This window comes from Mucilaginibacter paludis DSM 18603 (assembly GCF_000166195.2).
Taxonomy (GTDB): Bacteria; Bacteroidota; Bacteroidia; order Sphingobacteriales; family Sphingobacteriaceae; genus Mucilaginibacter; species Mucilaginibacter paludis.
Genome location: NZ_CM001403.1, coordinates 5,816,736 through 5,835,682, shown reverse-complemented (window position 1 = coordinate 5,835,682; position 18,947 = coordinate 5,816,736). Strand labels below are relative to the sequence as shown.

Sequence of the window (18,947 nt, the reverse complement as noted above, 5' to 3'; positions counted from 1 at the left end):
CTTAAACAGGTAAAACAAAAGAGGCTCCATCGTTATGGTGTGACCCCAAAAAGTTGGACAGTTTACAAAATTAAGTTTTTTGTACGAGAGCTCGGTATTCCACCGGGCTCTTTCCATTTAACCTGTTTTTTATTCTTTCATTGTTATAGTAATGAATGTATTCTTTTAACGAAGTTATAAATTCTTCCGCAGTTTCAAAGCTCTGTTTGTACAGTAATTCTGTCTTTAAGATCCCAAAGAAGCTTTCGGCCAAGGCATTATCCAAGCAGTTTCCCTTTCTGGACATGCTTTGAATAATTCCATGTTTTTCCAAAGCCTTTCTATATCCATAATGTTGATATTGCCACCCTTGGTCAGAGTGAAAAATAAGTCCCCTTATATCTTTCACTTTATCAAAAGCCTCATATAACATTTCATCTATCATCTGCATATTTGGAGATTTTGAAATACTATAAGAAATGACTTCCCCGTTGAACATGTCAATTATAGGAGATAAATAGATCTTCTCCCCTTTAATGTTCATCTGAGTGACATCCGTAGCCCATTTCTGATTAGGCAGATTTGCCTCAAAATCCCTTTCAAGTACATTAGGGGCAATTTTACCAACCTCACCTTTGTATGAGCGATAACTTACTTTCCTGATATTGCATTTTAGGCCTAATGTTCCCATCAATTTTTGGACAGTCTTGTGATTTATGCTATAACCCCGGTTCTTCATTTCGGCGGTGACCCGCCGATAACCATATCTGCCTTTATGCAAGTGGTATATACTTGCGATCTCTTCTTTTTCATGCTTGTATTTATCATCATTTAGGCGCTTGCGATGATAATAAAATACAGAACGAGCCATCTGTTTGCAATCCAATAGAATTGAAACATCATGTTCGGGCCTTAGTTCTTCGATGGCTTTTGCCCACTCATGCGTTCGCGGGCTTCTTTTTCCTTGACTAAGGCCGTGACTTTTTTTAATAGTGCGTTCTCCGCCCGCAAACGGCTATTTTCCGCCTGGAGCTTCTCTACTTCTGTTTCAGGTTCAAGCTTCTTTGATCTTCCCATGCATTTAGGTGGTCGTCCAGGATTCTTTTGCTGGTATAGTACTGCATATCCCTCAACCCGTACTGATCTTACCCAGCGCTCTAAAGCAGTCTTGCTTAATCTATATTCCAGAACAACCTGATTTAAAGGTACTTTTTTTCCTATGACAAGCCTTACAACTTCTTCTTTGAAATCAGGCGTGGGCTTGACGTTAGGTTGTTTGAGCAGCCCACTTTCGCCATAAAGATCATATTTCCGAACCCATTCCAATATCATGCCTTCACGGATATGGCGTTCGCGGGATATCCGTAGAATCGGCTTTCCCTTTCTTACTTGAGAAACTACATCAAGTTTCTCTTCAAATGTGTGCTTTGACATAAATAATAAACCCCAAAAGTTTTTGTCTAACTTTTGGGGTTCACTTCATTAAGGTGAAGCCTCTTTTGTTTTTGGTTTACTTAGTGCCGCGGCAAGGGTAACAATTTTAATTTCCGGCTTGCCGCCCGCCACGGCGCCGGCGCTTTACAAGCGCCTAACTAAAGCTCGTAGGATGATTTGCGGCTAATTTCTAACACCATGCCTTTGATTACGTCGCGCCCGCTCTCCCATCGTTTTAACCGGTTAATTTGCTTAATAGCAGCTCTGTCCTTAATTTCAAGATTCTGGTGATAGTAATCGGGCATAGCATCTTTCATGGCGTTATAAATATCAGCTGTAGTGCCTTGTAAAATGAGTTCGGTATTGTTTCTTACTAAATCGGCCAGCGCGTCGGCCATGCTGGCTGCATAGTATGGGCAGTCCCAATCATGGTGATAAGGATCATCGCCCTTGATATTTACTTTCTGCAATGGGTGCGAAAGATCTTCCACAATCTCGGCTATGGCGTCGCCAAATACATGCGAATATTCGGCAATAAAATGATGCCACCAGCGCGGGTGCTGCGGCAGCTCTTTGAGCAAGGTATCGCACACTAAAACACGCAACGGAAAATCGGGACTGGCAGGATCCATTACCACAAGCGAGGTGCCAAAATGCCCCTCTTTGGCCGAATGCCTGCTGTAAATTACAAAAAACTGAAGCTGGGTTTCGCCGTCATGGTGCAGCCCGGCTGTATACTCTTTAATATCTTGTAACCGCTCTTCCAGGTATCCCCCTTTAAAAAGCACATGCAAGTTGCCACCCGATTTTGCCGTACAGCGTTTACTGTTCTCGGCAAATACATTGCCATTGGCCGGGCGGCTGGTAAAGTGATTACCGCTGTTGTATCGAATTTCTTCTGAATCGACGGGATAGGTGCTGATATCTGCCGTATCGCCTGCCTCTGTTTGCTTATTAGGATGAACCGAGCGGAAGGGAACATGCATGCGCTCACTTTCCATCCTGCGGGCAAGATTATAAATCCGTTGCTCGGTAGCAGCCAATAAGGGGTCGCCACTGATGGGATCAAAATAAACAGCATCTATGCATCTGCCCAGATGCCGGGCAATAGAACGATTTTTTAACAGTTTTTGGACGGGTTGCCGGGTGGTTAGAAAAAAATCATGCAAGGCCTGGTTTGCCAGGTACTCATCCAATGGCCTGTCGAATTGCAGCAGCGTTTTATCCTTGTGATTCCGTACCCATGCACGCAAAAACCGGTAAGCCTGTCGCTCAAAATAACGATTGGCGCTTTCCGCGATTTGTTTGTTGCAAGGTTGTTGATCCATTAATTTTAAAGGGGAATAGCAGGCGGTGAAATATCAAATATAACCATTATAATATGAAATTGCATGGCGAAATAAGTACGTGTCACCATTTTTTTACACCCGTTGCCGGTGTATTGATTTACTGGCTATTGATGCAAAAAACTGCTTCGCGATCATAGTCGGCGACGGCACGTGCTACGGGATCGGCATCTCCGATCATGTTCAATCATCCTTCCGTTCAGTTGGGAAACATTGCGTAATAGCCGGTGAAGGACATCGACTATGGCACAGCGAAGATACCGAACACGGGATATTGAGGACACAGCCTTGCGATATAATTCAACATCAAGCCCCCAACTAAAATACCCTTGATTTTCTACCCAGCCGCAGTAACGGCGTTAATTTTAACGTGCGATACCTTATCATAATCGGGTACAAAGGTATCCTCACTGCTGATGGCCATATCCAGTTCAAAATTAGCCGGGTAAGGCGTATCAAGCAGGCCCCGTTTGGGGATGTAGGGAAACAGCTCGGCATAAGTTTGGATAAGGTTGTGGCTCACCCGGCGATAGATGAACGAGCGATGCAGATCGTGGGGATGTTTTAAACCAGCCGCCCCTATCATTTGCACTGCGCTGGCTACGGTTTGTTTATGGAAGCTTGCCACACGTACCTTTTTATCGCCCACTACCAGGCCGCGCATCAGGCTTTTATCCTGTGTGGCTACACCGGTTGGACAGGTATTCATGTTACACTCCAGGGCTTGTATACACCCCAGGGCGAACATCATGCCGCGGGCGCTGTTACACATATCGGCACCTAAAGCGAAATTTTTAACCAGGTCGAACCCGGTAGCTACCTTACCCGAGGCTATAATTTTGATGTGCTTTTTTAAATCAAATCCCGTAAGGGCATCATAAACAAAGGCCAATGCTTCACGCAAGGGCATCCCTACCGAGTTTGAAAACTCCAGCGGCGCGGCACCGGTACCGCCCTCGCCACCATCAACGGTAATAAAATCGGGATAGATTCCGGTTTTCACCATGGCTTTGCAAATGGCTAAAAATTCGCTTTTATGGCCCACACAAAGCTTAAAGCCGATAGGCTTGCCACCGGATAGCTCCCGGAGTTTTTGTATAAAGGCGATGAGCTGTAAAGGCGTTGAAAAGGCTTTATGGACGGGCGGCGATACAACATCCTCGCCCATTTGTACCAGGCGGATGCGCGCTATCTCGGGTGTAACTTTGGCAGCTGGCAATATGCCTCCATGGCCGGGTTTTGCCCCTTGCGAAAGTTTGATCTCGATCATTCTTACCTGCGGCAGCACTGCACGTTCGGCAAAGGCGTCGTAATCAAAAGTTCCGTCTTTATGGCGGCAGCTAAAATAGCCGGTGCCTATTTGCCAGATGATATCGCCACCGGGCTGTAAGTGGTGATCACTTAAACCACCTTCGCCTGTATTGTGGGCAAAGTTGCCAATTTTGGCACCGCCGTTAAGGGCCAGTATGGCATTCTCGCTCAGGGAGCCGAAGCTCATGGCCGAAATATTAAATACACTGGCACTATAGGGCTTGGTGCATGCCGGGCCACCAACCAATACACGTGGGTCTTCATTTAAATGCTGATGATCAAGCGCGGCTATACTGTGGTTAAGCCATTCGTAGCCACTTTCGTAAACATCCAGCTCGGTACCAAAAGGGCGGGTATCATCAACCTTTTTGGCGCGTTGATATATTACGCTCCGGTTAAGCCGGTTAAAGGGTGTACCATCGGTATCGCTTTCAATAAAATACTGATATATTTTGGGGCGAAGCTCTTCCATCACAAAACGCAGATGCCCAAACACCGGAAAATTACGAACGATACTGTGTTTTTTTTGAAATACATCGAAAATGCCGAGCAGTAATATAGGGCCCATAACTACAAAGGACCATACGGCCGGCGGCCAAATCATCGTCCAACCGATTAAAAGGGCAACAATTAAAATAACAGATACAATGAAGAGTTTTCTCATAAAACGGATTACAGCAAATTATGCGATAAAAATAAACTTATTGCTATTGTATGGGAGTATGAGAAAAAAAAGATTTCTGTTTGCTGACAAAAAAAGGCCGGATTTGAATATCCAGCCTTTAACTTATTAGTAGATTGTTTCTTTTTTTACCCGGCAAACCAACTGTTCAGGTACTGGCTTGCTTTATGATCAACTTTCCTGACTGTGATCATAGAACGTTAGCTTATTTCTTTAAGTGACCCGGTAAGCCATTCAATCCGTGTTTACGTAAAAAGGATTTAGCTTCTTCCATTTTTTTTACAACAAATGGATCGTTCTCATGATCCTTAACTTTATCGCTAATTACAGCGCCGCCATAATAGCGTTTTTCATTTGTTGTTATTTTTTTAACTGCTGGCATAATCGCTTCCTTTCTTTATCTCAAAAATACTCATTTATTTTTTCTTCACCAAAAATGCATCATAGTTGACATTGCTTTTAAATGCCTGCCATGCATCGCCCTTGAAACCATATACATCAAAATCTATGCTTATTTCATTCCACAAACTTGTAATGCCCATTTGATAGAGTCTGGTTCTTGCTGGTGTACTGCCTGTAGCAAATATATAGTGGTTGCCATAATTATTGGTAAAATCAATAATTGTGTTGGCTACAGTTGCAAGTACCATGCCTCTATCATTATTGTTGCTCACTACAGCATCATCAATCACATCCGTACCGTCCGGAATATCTCCAAAAGCTAAATTGTAAATAACGGGGTCATTGCTTATGAGGGAAAAACGTACGCCCTTTTTTATTTGCCCTTTTGGCCCACTACTATAAAATTCGTAGTTATTAAAATTATTACTGGCAAGATAAGGATAACGCTCTAAATTCATCTAAATTGCTCCATCAGCATTCATTACTCAGGCATTAACCAACAAAATTTCCTTCAGCTTATCCACTGTATAATCCACCTCCTGGCGGGTATTATACTTTGAAAAAGAAAAGCGCACCGCAGGCCTATCCGGACTGGCGCCGATAGCGGTTAATACGTGCGAACCAATATCGCTGCCAGAACTACAGGCGCTGCCCCCCGAAGCGGATATGCCTGCAATATCCAAACTAAACAATAACATATCGGCCATTTCCATTTCGGGGAAAGATACGTTGAGCACGGTGTACAAACTTTTAGCGGGGTTGGTTTCGCCATTAAAGGCAACATCGGGTATGTTGGCCTTTAGCTGCTCCATCATATAGGTTTTTAAGCCCTGGATATGTTGTTGATGCTGCGGCATTTCGGTATAAGCCATTTCGAGCGCTTTGGCCAAGCCAACTATGCCATAAACATTTTCAGTACCGCCGCGCATGTTGCGCTCTTGCGATCCGCCGTAAATCATGGGTTTTATTTTGATGCGGTGGTTAACATGCAAAAAGCCCACGCCCTTTGGCCCATGAAACTTGTGTGCCGCGCCTACTATAAAATGCGCTTTGAGCTTACTGAGGTCGTGCTCGTAGTGCCCCATGGTTTGCACCGTATCGCTATGGTAAATGGCGTTATATTTTTCGCACAGGTCGCCAATCAGTTCAATATCGCTCAGGGTTCCCAGTTCGTTATTGGCATGCATCAGCGATACCAAACTGCGGTTAGGGTTTTGCAGCAAAGTTTCCAGGTGCGCGGTATCTATATTTCCTTTTTCGTCGGTTTCAACAAAGCTCAGCTCAATGGTACCGGCTTTTTGCATGGCCTCCAGGGTATGCAAAACAGCATGGTGCTCCAGCTTACTGGTGATGGCATGCTGAATGCCATGATCCATAATACTGCAACGGATAGCGGTATTATCGGCCTCGGTACCACCGGATGTAAAAAATATTTCGGCCGGGGAAGTATGCAGCAGGCCGGCAATGGTTTTGCGCGCCTTCTCGATCAAGGTACGTACCTCGCGGCCATGCGAATGGATGGACGATGGGTTGCCGTAATGGTTCTCCATCACCTGGTACATCTCTTTTAAAACTGCCGGATCAACAGGCGTAGTAGCGGCATTGTCTAAGTAAACACGCATTATTTTTATTGGGTGATTGATTGAATTATTGAGTTATTGATTGGAATTTATTTACTGAATTATTGATTAACTCAATGACGATTTTTTTGCGATGTTGTTGTGCACATTGATTATTTTTCCATTGTTGTTCTGCGGGCGGCAGAAACGATCTTTAATATTTCAGTTCCTTCTGCCATTAGCGGATTTATCTTCTCAGCATGCATTATTTCTGCTTCGATCATAATTTCCATCCAGAAAACACTTTCGTCTGCTTCCTCAACAACAATGGATAGCTTTGCGCCAAATTCGGCCTTTGACCGGGCTCTGCAAGCCGCACGGTAATTAGCCCCTACCGATGATGACGATCGTAACAGTTGCCTGCCAATAATTCTGGCTTCTTCTGTTTTAGGCAGATCTCTGAAGAGCCGGATGTTATCGACTACAAACTTTTTAGTCCGGTTTTTAACTATTTCGGCAAACTCAATTTTGTCAATTCTTTCCATCAATAATTATATAAAAATCAATCATTCAATAAATCAATAACTCAATCAATATTATACGTGCAAAATATCCTTTATATCGGCTATAATTTTGTTGGCTAAATTGTTGGCTACCGTTTCAGAATCTCCTTCCGAATAGATGCGGATGATGGGTTCGGTATTGGAGCGGCGCAGGTGTACCCATTGTTTATCGAATTCGATTTTCAATCCGTCGATGGTTAGGTGCGGCTGGCTTTTATACTTTTCCTGCACCTTCAGCAATAAGCCGTCGATATCCATTTCGGGCGTTAGTGTAATTTTGTTTTTGGAGATAAAATAGCCGGGATAGCCGTGCCTTAAAATCGAGATGCGTTTGCGCGATTTAGCCAGGTGCGTTAAAAATAAAGCAATGCCAACTAAGGCATCGCGGCCATAATGCAACTCCGGATAAATGACACCGCCGTTGCCTTCGCCGCCAATAATGGCATTAACTTCCTTCATTTTATTTACCACATTCACTTCGCCAACGGCGGCGGCATGGTACTCTCCACCAGCAGCTTCAGTAACATCGCGTAGGGCACGGGTTGATGACAGGTTGGATACCGTGTTGCCCTTCTGATTTTTCAATACATAATCGGCAACGGCAACCAAAGTATATTCTTCGCCAAACATGTTGCCGTCTTCGCAAACAAAGCACAGCCTGTCCACATCCGGATCAACGGCTATACCTAAATCGGCTTTTTTTGACAGCACCTCTTTCGAGAGGGCACTCAGGTTTTCGGGCAGTGGCTCCGGGTTGTGTGGGAAATTACCATCGGGCTCACAATACAACTGATGAACGGTTTTAACACCCAGCGCCTTGAGCAAAGCCGGAACAAAAATACCTCCGGTAGAGTTTACACAATCGATGGCTATGTTAAAGTTAGCTTTAGCAATGGCGTCAACATCAACCAAAGGCAAAGCCAGTATCATGTCGATATGCTTTTGTAAATAAGTGTCATCGGTGGTAAGTTTACCCAGATCATTTACATCGGCGTATTTAAAGTTGCTTTGCTCTGCTATTTCTAATACCAACTGGCCGTCGGCATCATTGATAAATTCGCCATACTGGTTCAGCAGCTTTAAGGCGTTCCATTGCTTGGGGTTGTGGCTGGCAGTTAAAATAATACCGCCTGCCGCATTCTCCATGGGCACAGCTATCTCCACGGTTGGCGTGGTAGACAGGCCCAGATCGACCACATCGATACCTAAACCTTGTAAGGTACCAATTACCAGGTTGCTCACCATTTGACCCGAGATGCGGGCATCACGACCGATCACGATTTTTTTGATCCCTGATTTTGACACTGCCCAGCTACCAAAGGCCGATGTGTATTTAACAATATCTAATGGCGTTAAGCCATCGCCGGGAGCACCACCAATAGTTCCTCTAATTCCCGAAATTGATTTTATTAATGTCAATGCTGTAAATATTAGGTTGCAAAAATAACAATAATTGAGCGTTAGCCAATGTAAAATTATGTGTTGCAAGCGTGTAAATTGGCTATATTTGCCGCCTCATATTGTATAGCATGCCCAAAAAGTGGTTTCAAAATTGGTTTAACTCACCCTACTACCACATCCTATATCAACAGCGCAACAACGCTGAAGCCGAGTTTTTTATTGATAACCTATGCGAGTATTTAAAGCCATCTGCCGAAGCTAATCTGCTTGATATTGCCTGTGGCCGCGGCCGCCATTCCATTTATCTGAATAAAAAAGGCTATGATATTACCGGCATCGATCTTTCGATAGCCAGTATCCAATATGCTAAGCAATTTGAGAACAGTCACCTGCATTTTTATGTGCACGATATGCGCTACCTGTTTTATGTAAACTATTTTGACATTGCTTTAAACCTTTTTACCAGCTTTGGTTATTTTGATACCGACTATGAGCATGTTAAAGCTTTAAAAAACTTTCAGAAGGCGCTAAAGCCCGATGGGTTATTGGTGCTTGATTATTTTAACAGCAACAAAGTACTGAATATGCTTTGCCCGCAAATGATCAAAACAGTAAGCGGCGTTGATTTTAACATCCACAAAAAAATAGAGAACGATAAAATTATAAAAACCATTGAGTTTGAAGATCAAAACAAACCCTATATATTTAAGGAAGAAGTAAAAGCTTTTAGCATGGGCGACTTTAAGCTTTTTTTTGAACAAAGCGGCTTTGAAATTTCACACTGTTTTGGCAATTATAACCTGGAAGAGTTTGACCCGGCCAACTCCGACCGTTTAATTTTTATTTGTAAAAAGGCACTATGATCGATCAGCTTTTACAACTGGACAGGCATTTTTTTTACATCATCAATCATGGCTTATCCAATCCGTTTTTTGATTGGCTGATGCCCATCCTCAGGCAACCCAAATTATGGATACCGCTTTACGTTTTTATATTTTGCTTTTGTATTTACCGTTATAAAAAAACAGGCGCTTACATTGTGGTGCTGTTAGCTATAACCGTTGGCTTATCTGATTTTGGCAGCGGCGTTGTTGGCAAGCACTTGGTAAAACGGCTAAGGCCCTGCAACGATGCGGCCATGGCGCAAACTATAATTACGCGGATACCCTGCGGCTCTGGCTTTAGCTTCCCTTCGGCGCATGCCAGTAACCATTTCGCCATCGCGTTATTTTTGAGCCTGGTATTTAGCAAGCGCTGGAAATGGATATGGTTTATTGCCATTTTGTGGGCCGCGACCATTTGCCTTGCACAGGTTTATGTAGGTGTACATTATCCGTTTGATGTAACTTTTGGCGCATTATACGGTATGCTGGTTGCTTACCTTATATATTTGCTGTTTAAAAAACTACAACCCCAATTTTAATATGCAGGTTTGGCAGCTATTGTTATTATTTTTTTGTGCCTTTTTAGGCGGCATGAGCATTTTTTTATTTAAAGGCGGCAACCACAGCAAGCATCTTAAACTGATATTATCCTTTAGCGGCGCTTACCTGTTTGCTATAACCGTACTCCATTTAATACCCGATGCTTACCATGGCAATGATAACATGGTAGGTGTTTTTATATTGGGCGGTTTTTTATTCCAGATCATTTTGGAGCAATTTTCGGATGGTGTGGAGCACGGGCATATCCATCAACACGGGCATAACCACTCTGTGTTCCCGGTAGCCGTTTTGTTAAGTTTATGCCTTCACGCTTTTTTAGAGGGCATGCCTTTAGCACAGGGCTACCAGGTGCAACTGGTAATTGGCATTGCGCTACACCACATCCCCGCCGCATTTGCCCTGGCCAGTGTGATGCTCGTTAACCGGGTATCCAAAAATAACATGATCTTCTTTTTGTTTTTATTCGCGGCGATGGCGCCTGCCGGATACTTTTTTAGCGATGCCATCAGCCATGGCGTTGTTGGCAACCTGCAAAGTTATTTTAACCGGATCATGGGCGTTGTTATCGGCATTTTTCTGCATATATCAACAACTATCCTGTTTGAATCAACGGAAGACCATTCTTTTAACCTGAAAAAACTACTGGTGGTTTTGGCAGGCATCAGTATCCCGCTTACTTTATTTTTGTTGGAGTTGTAGATAACGCCCACCAATGCAAATTATTGACTATCAAGGCATTTTCACATCAGCAATCAGTGCACCTAATATTATGCATACTTACCGCTTTTTGATTTCTCCTCCCGTCGGGATGACATGATGGAGAGAAATTCAGTATTGACAATCAACAACTTAACGGAATGTCATTATAAGTAACAGACCCGGCCCAACCGAAAAAAAATAGCGATGACGTTTGGAACCTGTAGGCCTATTTTGCGCAGAAAGAAAGTGCGCAAAGGCCAGACTGCACGCCGGGCCGGGTTTGGCCTGCGGGCGGAAGGATCGGGCAGTCTTGATTTTTTTGGTTACTTTTTGTATCAAGACAAAAAGTAACAAGCCCCTTCCCGCGGCGATTGAGGTGCGCCACGAGGCGTGCGTATTAGTAATAATTAAATACCTAAAGGATGAAAGAGCCTTACAACCAAATTTGCCGTTCGGGTTGAAGTAAGCCTGGCACATTGGGAAGAAATGAACAATGTGAAGCTCAGGCGAGATGGTTCTGTAAGCTGCACCAGTAAGGCTTCGTTACGCCAAAGGATATCGGTCAAGCACCCTCATTTGCTTAACCCTGCCATGACAGTGGGAATAACGGCAATAAGAACACTGTCAGATACCCGGAGTAGAATGGTGTTGCGTGCAGGACGAAGGTAGCGCATGAACGTGGGAGACCCTAACGGGATATGCATGTCGGCATATTGCCGAGGGAGTCGGATATGTCCATAGTAGTGTTTGAGTCCCGAAAAGGTAAAAGCGGGAGTAGCGAAGGGGCATTACTATGAATAAGGTTTCCAAGAGAACAAAAACGGACAAAATTGATGGTAACAAATCATAAGAAGGTCGAAGCAGAAGGGAAGCAGGGCGAGCTGTTTAAAAGACGGCGGCGTGAGATCCCGGATGCGGAAAGAGTAGAAACACTCCGGGGGAAACTATATCAGAAAGCCAAGCAGGAGCGGAAGTACAAGTTTTATGTGCTGTATGATAAGCTGTTCATACCGTATATGCTAAGGGCAGCGTGGAAACAGGTTAAAGCCAATGACGGCGTAGCCGGAATAGACGGAATCCGGATATCAGATGTAGAACGGGGAGGCGTAGAAACCTACCTGCACACACTGGGAGAAGAATTACGAAAGCAAACCTACCGTCCGGAAGCAGTAAAACGGGTGATGATCCCGAAGGCCAATGGCGGGGAACGGCCCTTAGGCATACCCACGGTAAAAGACAGGATAGCCCAGACGGTATGTAAAATGATCCTTGAGCCGATATTCGAAGCAGACTTTAAAGAAGTTTCGCACGGGTTCAGGCCTGGGCGGAGTTCAAAGGATGCGATGACAGCGATCAAGGGGCATTTGCAGGCAGGGAAGACGGAAGTATTTGATGCAGACTTAAGCAAGTATTTCGACACGATCCCGCATGATAAACTGCTAAAAACGCTCAAAGAGAGGATCAGCGATCCAAGGATACTAAGACTGATCAGCATGTGGCTGAAAGTGCCTGTATTTGAGGACGGACAGTTTAAGGGCGGGAAGAAAAATGAGTTTGGCACCCCACAAGGCGGCGTGATATCACCGTTGCTGTCTAATATCTATCTACATCTACTGGACCGGATAGTAACAAAACCGGAAAGTATATTTAGCAGGATGGGCGTATCGATAGTCAGATACGCGGACGATTTCGTACTGATGGGGAAGGTCATACCTAAGGAAGTACTTGACAGACTGAAAATGATACTGGGGAAGATGGGATTGACCTTGAATGAACTCAAGAGCAAACAAATCCAATCGGAACAGGCGCCTTTCAGCTTCCTGGGGCACACGATCCGGTACGACAAGAGCCTGGTGTCCAGAAATGGACGCTACTGGAATATATCTCCGAGCAAAAAATCAGAGCAGCGATTGCGGAGTGGGTTAAGTGAATATCTGAAAAAGCGCGGTCATAGTCCGGCAAGTGAAATAGTAGAAGAGCTTAATAGTCGTATCCGGGGATGGCTGAACTACTATATCATAAAAGGAGTCAGCTACGTACAGGTGAGCAAACGTCGGTTACGAAATTATCTTCACGAAAAGCTCAATCGCTACTACAACCGCAAGAGCCAAAGAAAGTGTAAGCTTTACAGACAAAGAGCTTTTGAGGCCTTGGTTCAAAAGAAAGGACTAATAGACCCAACAAAATACGCTTTCTGACGGTTCAACTGTGAATGCTGATGACGAAGTTTTTAGGAAAGCCGTATGCGGGAAAACCGCACGTACGGATTGACGAGGGAGTCGGGAAAGTGCTTTACTTTCCCGCTCTACTCTACCGGGCCGATGCTGTCAGTTAAGAATACTGATTATCAAAGCAAAATATACGTACTGATAATCAGTGCACCTAATATGATGCATACTTGCCGCTTTTAAAAGGTCGTATGTATGAAATGGTTCGATAGATGATGTAAAAGAGTTCTTGAAAAAAAGGTTGTAGCTTAATAGTGAACCATTAACAAACACTTTAAACCAAGAACTCATGAAACAAGGTACACAATTAGATTTTAGCGGACAAACTATTTTTGTTGGCATAGATGTCCACAAGAAGTCCTGGAAGGTCAGCCTTCGCAGCACCCATATGGAGCTAAAGACGTTTTCCCAGGAACCTTCACCTAAGGCCTTAAGCGGGCATCTACAACAGAACTATCCTTCGGCCGATTACAGGCTCGTTTACGAAGCCGGTTTTTGCGGCTTTGGCTATCAGCGACAGTTTAGTGAGCTGGGGATGTCCTGCATCGTCGTAAATCCTGCCGATGTCCCGCTGACAGACAAGGAAAAGCAGCGCAAATCAGATACGGTCGATTGCCGGAAACTCAGTAAAACATTAAGTGAAGGAGCCCTGAAAGGTATCTTCGTGCCTGGCATCGAGCAACAGGATGACCGCGGTATTATCCGTGTTTACCAGCAAATGATCAAAGATCAGACACGCTATAAGAACCGAATAAAAGGATGGCTTAACTTCCAGGACCAGTCGGTGACGGTAGACACCGATAAATACTGGTCGAATCATTATATCTGCCTGCTCAAGGCCCTTTGCTTGCCTTCATCAGCACGGATCAACCTGGATATTCTGCTACAGGGATACCAGCAGACCCGTATCATGGTACTCACAGCCACCAGGGAAGTCAGAGCCCTATCCAGGCAGCCACGTTATCAACAAATTATAAAACTGATCCGGACCATCCCCGGTATAGGCGAGATTACCGCCTTATTATTTGTCACAGAGATCGGCGACATTGAACGCTTTGATTCCCTGGATGCCTTGTGTGGATATATAGGCTTGGTACCGGATATGCATAGTTCCGGCGATCAAAAAATCATATTGGGGCTCACTAAAAGAGCTCATCATCAATTACGGGAGAAGCTTATCGAGGCCTCTTGGATAGCTGTCAGGCTCGACCCGGCCATGACGCTGGCTTTCAATAACCTTTGCAAAAAAATGAAAAAGAATAAGGCCATCATCAGGATAGCTAAAAAAATGCTCAACCGGATACGGTTCGTTATGAAGAATCAAAAACCTTACGTAACTTCGGTTGTCAAATAAGTCCACAAGGACAAATGCCTGATAAAGCCGGTTTGGTTTTTTTATGAAATGGGCAAACCGAAGCGAGGGATCTGCGGCCCGAAAGGTGTCTGCTATACAAAAGGTTACGGTTGCCCTTTTATCCAAATAATTTGAACGCGATCCTGCAGCCTGCAAAGTGTCTGCTTATAGGAGGTTAGCTGGTCATTTATCAACGCATTAAAATAAAAATTCGTGAAGGTTTTTTTAGCCATTCAGTGAACAGGATAAATAAAAAGCCTCCTTTGACAGAGGCCTTTATCCGTGGTTCAGCAAATCATATTGCTGGCAGGTTGCTCCTCAGCAGCGCCTGTTTCCTCTTTTGATTTGCACTGGAAAGTTAAACAAACAGGGCCATGCTTTGACCAAAAATATTTAAAACATTTAAGCAATACGTGTTATAACCCCTTTTTAAGCCCTTTTGCCTCGTTTACCTTGCATATTTCATCATAGGAGATCCCTCCTCTCGTCGGGATGACATAATGGAGAGAATTAAACACTGATAATCAACAACTTACATATACATCATTATAAGTAATGGACCCGGCCAATCACATGATGCATAACGACAATATTGGCTATCAATATAGAAGATTGAGAAGTTTTCGTGTAAATCGTTAGGCGTTTAACTTATCCTTTTTTGACAATCATAGCCCTGTTAATTGATTGACGAACAAATCAAAGTATTTAAAACGCCTTGATTTTAAAGCTGCTAATGCCTCTTCCGTCCTGCATCCAACTCCCCCTACCCTCTCATTTTATCCAGCAAAGCACTTAATTGCCTGGCCTCTTCTTCGGTTAAATTGGGCCGAAAGTAATCTTTAGCTTTATATTCGGAATCCATTTTAGACAAAATCTCAAGACCTTGATCGCTAATGCGGATATCAACAGCGCGTCGGTCTTTATTGTTGGTACATCGGGTTACCAATTGCTTTTGCACCAAGCGATCAACAATACGCGATGCATCCGACATTTTATCAATCATCCGCTCCTTCAACAAATTAACAGTGGCGGGTTTAGGATACTGCCCGCGCAAAATACGCAGCACATTAAATTGCTGTTGGGTAATGTTGTGTTTTTCAAACTGGCCGCGCATTAAGTTGCCGAGCCAGCCGTAGGTAAACAATATATTTATAGTTACCCTATGGTAATCATCTTCAAACTTATCGCTCTGTATTTCTTTGTCTATCTGCATCCTGTTTCCTTTTACGGATTATTCAAATATCTGCAAAATTATTTTAAAGCGCTATTCCAAGTCAAAAAATAAAAGTTTAAACATCTATTTCTTGGTTTCTTCCTGATTTACGGGCTGCTTCCAAGGGCAATGTAAGCATCCATTTTTACAACAAAAGCCTCGTTTTAGGTGGTAAGCTTCTGTAAAAACAAAATTACCATCGTCGTTAATATAGTAATCTACATGCTCTTCAAGCATTATTTCAATAATTTAACTTCAATTGAACCTTCAAAATAACGCTTCAAATGTGCACCATCGCCATGTAAAGTCCATATTTGGGTTGGCTCAACAAATTTAACACAGTTTAAAATATCATTCCAGTCTACATGATCAGATATAAACAACGTATCCTGCGCATTAGTTTGCAAATTTTTCCATCCAGATGCAAACAAGCGTTTAACACCCGTTGCCTTAAAATAACTATCAAATGTAAAGGGAGGAACAATGTAAACATATTCGTTCTGTTGCTTCATTAATTTACGGCCATACATTTGATATTGGCCCAGGTGGAACCCAAATTTTTCGTAAATTAAATTAACAGGCATTATTTTATGATGTACCAGAATCTTTTTTTGCGGGCACCAGGTGTTGATCAGGTTGATTAAACGCTGGCTTTTTCCTAAAGCATACGCACCTAATAAAATATTGGTTTTAATATTGTTCAGCTTTTTAATTTCTTCGACGGCGCCGGGGTGTTGTGTGCCTGGATGGGCAAAGGTGCTTTCGGTAATCAGCACATCCGCTTTAACCCATTCAATAGGCTCGCAGGTATCATCGGGTTGTACTTTATAGTCGCCCGTATACAGGTATTTTACGCCCTTAAATTCCATCAGCACCTGCGCCGAGCCCAGTATATGGCCTGCGGATATCAACGTGATCAATACATCGCCTATTAAAAAAGAATCGTTAAATTCCTTCAAATGAAACTCCTTCGCGGCAGTTTTACCGTTACGCAAAGCCATAAAGGCGGCAGTGGCAGCGGTACAATAAACATTGGTATTGCCGCCAACGGCATGGTCGCCATGGGCATGTGATATCACGGCCTTGTTTACAGGCAGTTTAGGGTCAAGGTAAAAATCACCATAATGGCAATAAAGGCCATTGTCGTTAAAAACAATAAAGTCGGCTAATATCATTACTTACCCGCCAGCTTTAAAAATTCGCGGTGCAAATCCAACACCTGTGGTATAACCAATTGGCTATCGTCATTCTTAATTACATAATCAGCCATATTCAACTTCTTCTCATCATCAAACTGTTTGGCGTTGCGGCTCTCGGCTTCGGCCCTGGTGATATTGTCGCGCAATAAAACACGCGCCATGCGCATCTCAAACGGGGCGAATACCATCAGGCTCTTGTCGCATAATTTGTACGATCCGCTTTCAAACAACAAGGCAGCCTCTTTTAAAATATAGGGTACATGGCCAACATGGCTGAGCCACTTATCAAAAGCGCGAAAAGTTGCCGGATGGGCTATGGCGTTCAGCTTAGCTAATTGCACATCATCCTTAAAAACAATGCCTGCCAGGTATTTGCGGTTTAACGCGCCGTCAGCAAAATAAGATTCATCGCCGAAGGTTGATTTGATGGCATCAATTAAAATCGGATCATCTGTCATCACCTTCTTGGCCTGGTCGTCCGCATAAAAAACAGGGATACCTAATACTTCAAATACTTTACTGATGGTGCTTTTGCCACTGCCAATACCACCTGTTATACCAATTTTAAGCATTACTGTTTAACTATAAAATCTAAATTCTGAGGTTGTACACTCACTAACTTGCAAAAAGGGGGGATAAACTTAACTTTCACCGGCAACTGTTTTGCCCCTTGCTCTTGCCATAAATTCAAATCGGCAACAGCCTCAAAGGCATGCTCATCCGTTTCGGAATATTTAATTAACGGTACTGTAAATGTAATTTTAACCTTCTGAGGGAAGATTTTAACATTATAGTAGTTTTTATTGTTGATGAGTTTCACAGGCACTTCAACTGTTTTCTCGGTAAACTCGCTAACCGGCACATGTACCCTCACACTTTTAGGATAAATACTCATATTAGATTCTTTAACGGGCTGCAGCGGAACATTCTGATCTATGGGATCTTCCACATCACTTGCCGTTAACGAATCCGTTTTCCAAAACTTAATTTTAGCAATATTTTCTGCCGGGCCCGAAATCGTTACATAGTTGGGGTTAAGCAAAATATCATCTGATATGATAAACTGCCTTTTAAACTTAATGTTATACTGCAGCTGGACGGGTACCCGCTTTATTGCCCTTGACGAAAAATCAAAATATAAAGTATCGGGATTGAAGGATACGATTTGCTGATTTACAAGTCGTTTTTCGTTAATGGATTTAAGTTGAGCGCTCAATAAAATATAATTCCGGCTATCGAGCGTTTTTAAATTAATAGCCACTCGTTTATCATCCATATTCATTCGGGAAAACAACAAGTTCCAGCCGTTTCCCTGAACAGTAGCGTCCACGGTATCCGACTGGAGGGATCTAAACGATCTTCGGACCGGGGGATTAATAAAATCAACCACTATCTTAACCGTGTAATTGTATTGGTTTGACAGCATAGTTAATATCCAGGCTCCAAAAGCCAGAACAAGGCAAGTAAAAAACACCGATAAGCGCCTTTGTTCGTTTTTTGATAATTTAATTATTGCCATAAACCTGTAGGCCAAAATTAGGAAAAATGTATCACGTTATTGGATTGGTATTAAGTTATTAGATTTATGGGTTGCCAGTTGCGCCCAAGCTGTAAATCAAAACTATCAGCAAGGGGCAGCCCTCGTTAACTGTCCATCCGGGTTACAGAAAAAAACAAAGGAATAATATACTGAAAATCAATTCAATATATAAAAAAAGCAACACATGAGTGGGGATATATAAATAACCAAAAATAAAAAAAGCCAAAGCCCGTTGCGGGGCTTTGGCTTTTTTTATTTGATCAGATAATTAAGCTTTAGTTACCGGTGGGTTTAAAGCTTTAGATGCTTCCAGTGAAATAGCCGATTTATCGAAACGGATTTTAACGCCGTTATCAACTTCTACCAGGATGGTAACATCGGCAATCTCTACCACTTTGCCATGTATACCTGCTGTAGTTACTATTTTGTCGCCTTTTTTCATTTCGTCGACATATTTTTTCTGATCTTTTTGTTTTTTAATTTGCGGACGGATCATGAAAAAGTAAAATACCACGACGATCAGTCCCATCATGATGTACTGTGTGTACTGCGCGCCACCTGCGGCCTGTAATAAAATAGTTGAAATCATTTT

At 43.1% G+C, this 18,947-nt stretch carries 20 protein-coding genes; 5 read left to right on the top strand and 15 right to left on the bottom strand.

The genetic code is table 11. The annotated features are described in order from the left end of the window. Nucleotides 1-70: 70 nt before the first annotated feature. The 9 genes from MUCPA_RS24550 to glmM form a co-directional block, all read right to left on the bottom strand. Nucleotides 71-970 carry an IS3 family transposase gene (locus tag MUCPA_RS24550; protein ID WP_157544057.1) on the bottom strand — a complete coding sequence of 300 codons (900 nt, stop codon included), beginning with the start codon at nt 968-970 and terminating at the stop codon, nt 71-73. Next, on the bottom strand, nt 892-1,413 hold the full coding sequence (locus tag MUCPA_RS24545; RefSeq protein WP_008506063.1) for a helix-turn-helix domain-containing protein: 522 nt from the start codon (nt 1,411-1,413) through the stop codon (nt 892-894). Before MUCPA_RS24545 ends, MUCPA_RS24550 begins: the two co-directional genes overlap by 79 nt. A gap of 158 nt (nt 1,414-1,571) precedes the next feature. Continuing rightward, a complete protein-coding gene (locus tag MUCPA_RS24540) occupies nt 1,572-2,741 on the bottom strand; it encodes a hypothetical protein (protein WP_008510064.1) in 1,170 nt (389 codons plus the stop codon). Nucleotides 2,742-3,096: 355 nt separating this feature from the next. Continuing rightward, nucleotides 3,097-4,734 carry an FMN-binding glutamate synthase family protein gene (locus tag MUCPA_RS24535; protein WP_008510062.1) on the bottom strand — a complete coding sequence of 546 codons (1,638 nt, stop codon included), beginning with the start codon at nt 4,732-4,734 and terminating at the stop codon, nt 3,097-3,099. Nucleotides 4,735-4,957: 223 nt separating this feature from the next. Beyond that, complete coding sequence (locus MUCPA_RS38360) at nt 4,958-5,134, bottom strand: hypothetical protein (RefSeq protein WP_008510059.1); 177 nt, start codon at nt 5,132-5,134, stop codon at nt 4,958-4,960. A 34-nt stretch (nt 5,135-5,168) separates the two neighbouring features. After that, nucleotides 5,169-5,612, bottom strand: coding sequence for a DUF6934 family protein (locus MUCPA_RS24530; RefSeq protein ID WP_008510058.1), 444 nt, complete (start codon nt 5,610-5,612; stop codon nt 5,169-5,171). 27 nt (nt 5,613-5,639) lie between these two features. Then, complete coding sequence (locus tag MUCPA_RS24525) at nt 5,640-6,776, bottom strand: cysteine desulfurase family protein (protein ID WP_008510056.1); 1,137 nt, start codon at nt 6,774-6,776, stop codon at nt 5,640-5,642. 110 nt (nt 6,777-6,886) lie between these two features. Next, nucleotides 6,887-7,258, bottom strand: coding sequence for a four helix bundle protein (locus tag MUCPA_RS24520; RefSeq protein WP_008510054.1), 372 nt, complete (start codon nt 7,256-7,258; stop codon nt 6,887-6,889). Between the two features lie 51 nt (nt 7,259-7,309). Then, entirely contained in the window at nt 7,310-8,695 is a 1,386-nt protein-coding gene (glmM, locus tag MUCPA_RS24515) for a phosphoglucosamine mutase (protein WP_008510052.1), read from the bottom strand. Nucleotides 8,696-8,805: 110 nt separating this feature from the next. Between glmM and MUCPA_RS24510 the strand changes: the two genes are divergently transcribed. From MUCPA_RS24510 to MUCPA_RS24485, 5 genes are all read left to right on the top strand, one after another. Then, nucleotides 8,806-9,540 carry a class I SAM-dependent methyltransferase gene (locus tag MUCPA_RS24510; RefSeq protein WP_008510050.1) on the top strand — a complete coding sequence of 245 codons (735 nt, stop codon included), beginning with the start codon at nt 8,806-8,808 and terminating at the stop codon, nt 9,538-9,540. After that, nucleotides 9,537-10,100 carry a phosphatase PAP2 family protein gene (locus MUCPA_RS24505; RefSeq protein WP_008510048.1) on the top strand — a complete coding sequence of 188 codons (564 nt, stop codon included), beginning with the start codon at nt 9,537-9,539 and terminating at the stop codon, nt 10,098-10,100. The genes MUCPA_RS24510 and MUCPA_RS24505 overlap by 4 nt, the downstream gene beginning before the upstream one ends. Before the next feature lies 1 nt (nt 10,101). Further along, the gene (locus tag MUCPA_RS24500) at nt 10,102-10,821 is read left to right on the top strand and encodes a ZIP family metal transporter (protein WP_008510046.1); all 720 of its coding nucleotides are present in this window, start codon (nt 10,102-10,104) and stop codon (nt 10,819-10,821) included. Nucleotides 10,822-11,654: 833 nt separating this feature from the next. Next, a complete protein-coding gene (gene ltrA, locus MUCPA_RS24495; protein ID WP_008510044.1) occupies nt 11,655-13,019 on the top strand; it encodes a group II intron reverse transcriptase/maturase in 1,365 nt (454 codons plus the stop codon). 319 nt (nt 13,020-13,338) lie between these two features. After that, nucleotides 13,339-14,403 (top strand): IS110 family RNA-guided transposase, encoded by a 1,065-nt coding sequence (locus MUCPA_RS24485; protein WP_008503956.1) that lies wholly within the window; start codon nt 13,339-13,341, stop codon nt 14,401-14,403. A gap of 763 nt (nt 14,404-15,166) precedes the next feature. Here MUCPA_RS24485 and MUCPA_RS24475 read toward each other — a convergent pair. The 6 genes from MUCPA_RS24475 to yajC all read right to left on the bottom strand — a co-directional run bounded on the left by MUCPA_RS24475 (nt 15,167) and on the right by yajC (nt 18,944). Then, nucleotides 15,167-15,616 carry a MarR family winged helix-turn-helix transcriptional regulator gene (locus MUCPA_RS24475; RefSeq protein ID WP_008510042.1) on the bottom strand — a complete coding sequence of 150 codons (450 nt, stop codon included), beginning with the start codon at nt 15,614-15,616 and terminating at the stop codon, nt 15,167-15,169. 84 nt (nt 15,617-15,700) lie between these two features. Then, nucleotides 15,701-15,853 carry a DUF5522 domain-containing protein gene (locus MUCPA_RS38355; RefSeq protein WP_008510040.1) on the bottom strand — a complete coding sequence of 51 codons (153 nt, stop codon included), beginning with the start codon at nt 15,851-15,853 and terminating at the stop codon, nt 15,701-15,703. Continuing rightward, nucleotides 15,853-16,791 (bottom strand): MBL fold metallo-hydrolase, encoded by a 939-nt coding sequence (locus tag MUCPA_RS24470; protein WP_008510039.1) that lies wholly within the window; start codon nt 16,789-16,791, stop codon nt 15,853-15,855. The genes MUCPA_RS38355 and MUCPA_RS24470 overlap by 1 nt, the downstream gene beginning before the upstream one ends. Next, the gene (gene coaE, locus MUCPA_RS24465) at nt 16,791-17,387 is read right to left on the bottom strand and encodes a dephospho-CoA kinase (RefSeq protein ID WP_008510038.1); all 597 of its coding nucleotides are present in this window, start codon (nt 17,385-17,387) and stop codon (nt 16,791-16,793) included. Before coaE ends, MUCPA_RS24470 begins: the two co-directional genes overlap by 1 nt. Further along, complete coding sequence (locus tag MUCPA_RS24460) at nt 17,387-18,334, bottom strand: CdaR family protein (RefSeq protein WP_008510037.1); 948 nt, start codon at nt 18,332-18,334, stop codon at nt 17,387-17,389. The genes coaE and MUCPA_RS24460 overlap by 1 nt, the downstream gene beginning before the upstream one ends. A 289-nt stretch (nt 18,335-18,623) precedes the next feature. After that, the gene (gene yajC, locus MUCPA_RS24455) at nt 18,624-18,944 is read right to left on the bottom strand and encodes a preprotein translocase subunit YajC (RefSeq protein WP_008510036.1); all 321 of its coding nucleotides are present in this window, start codon (nt 18,942-18,944) and stop codon (nt 18,624-18,626) included. Between the last annotated feature and the right edge of the window lie 3 nt (nt 18,945-18,947).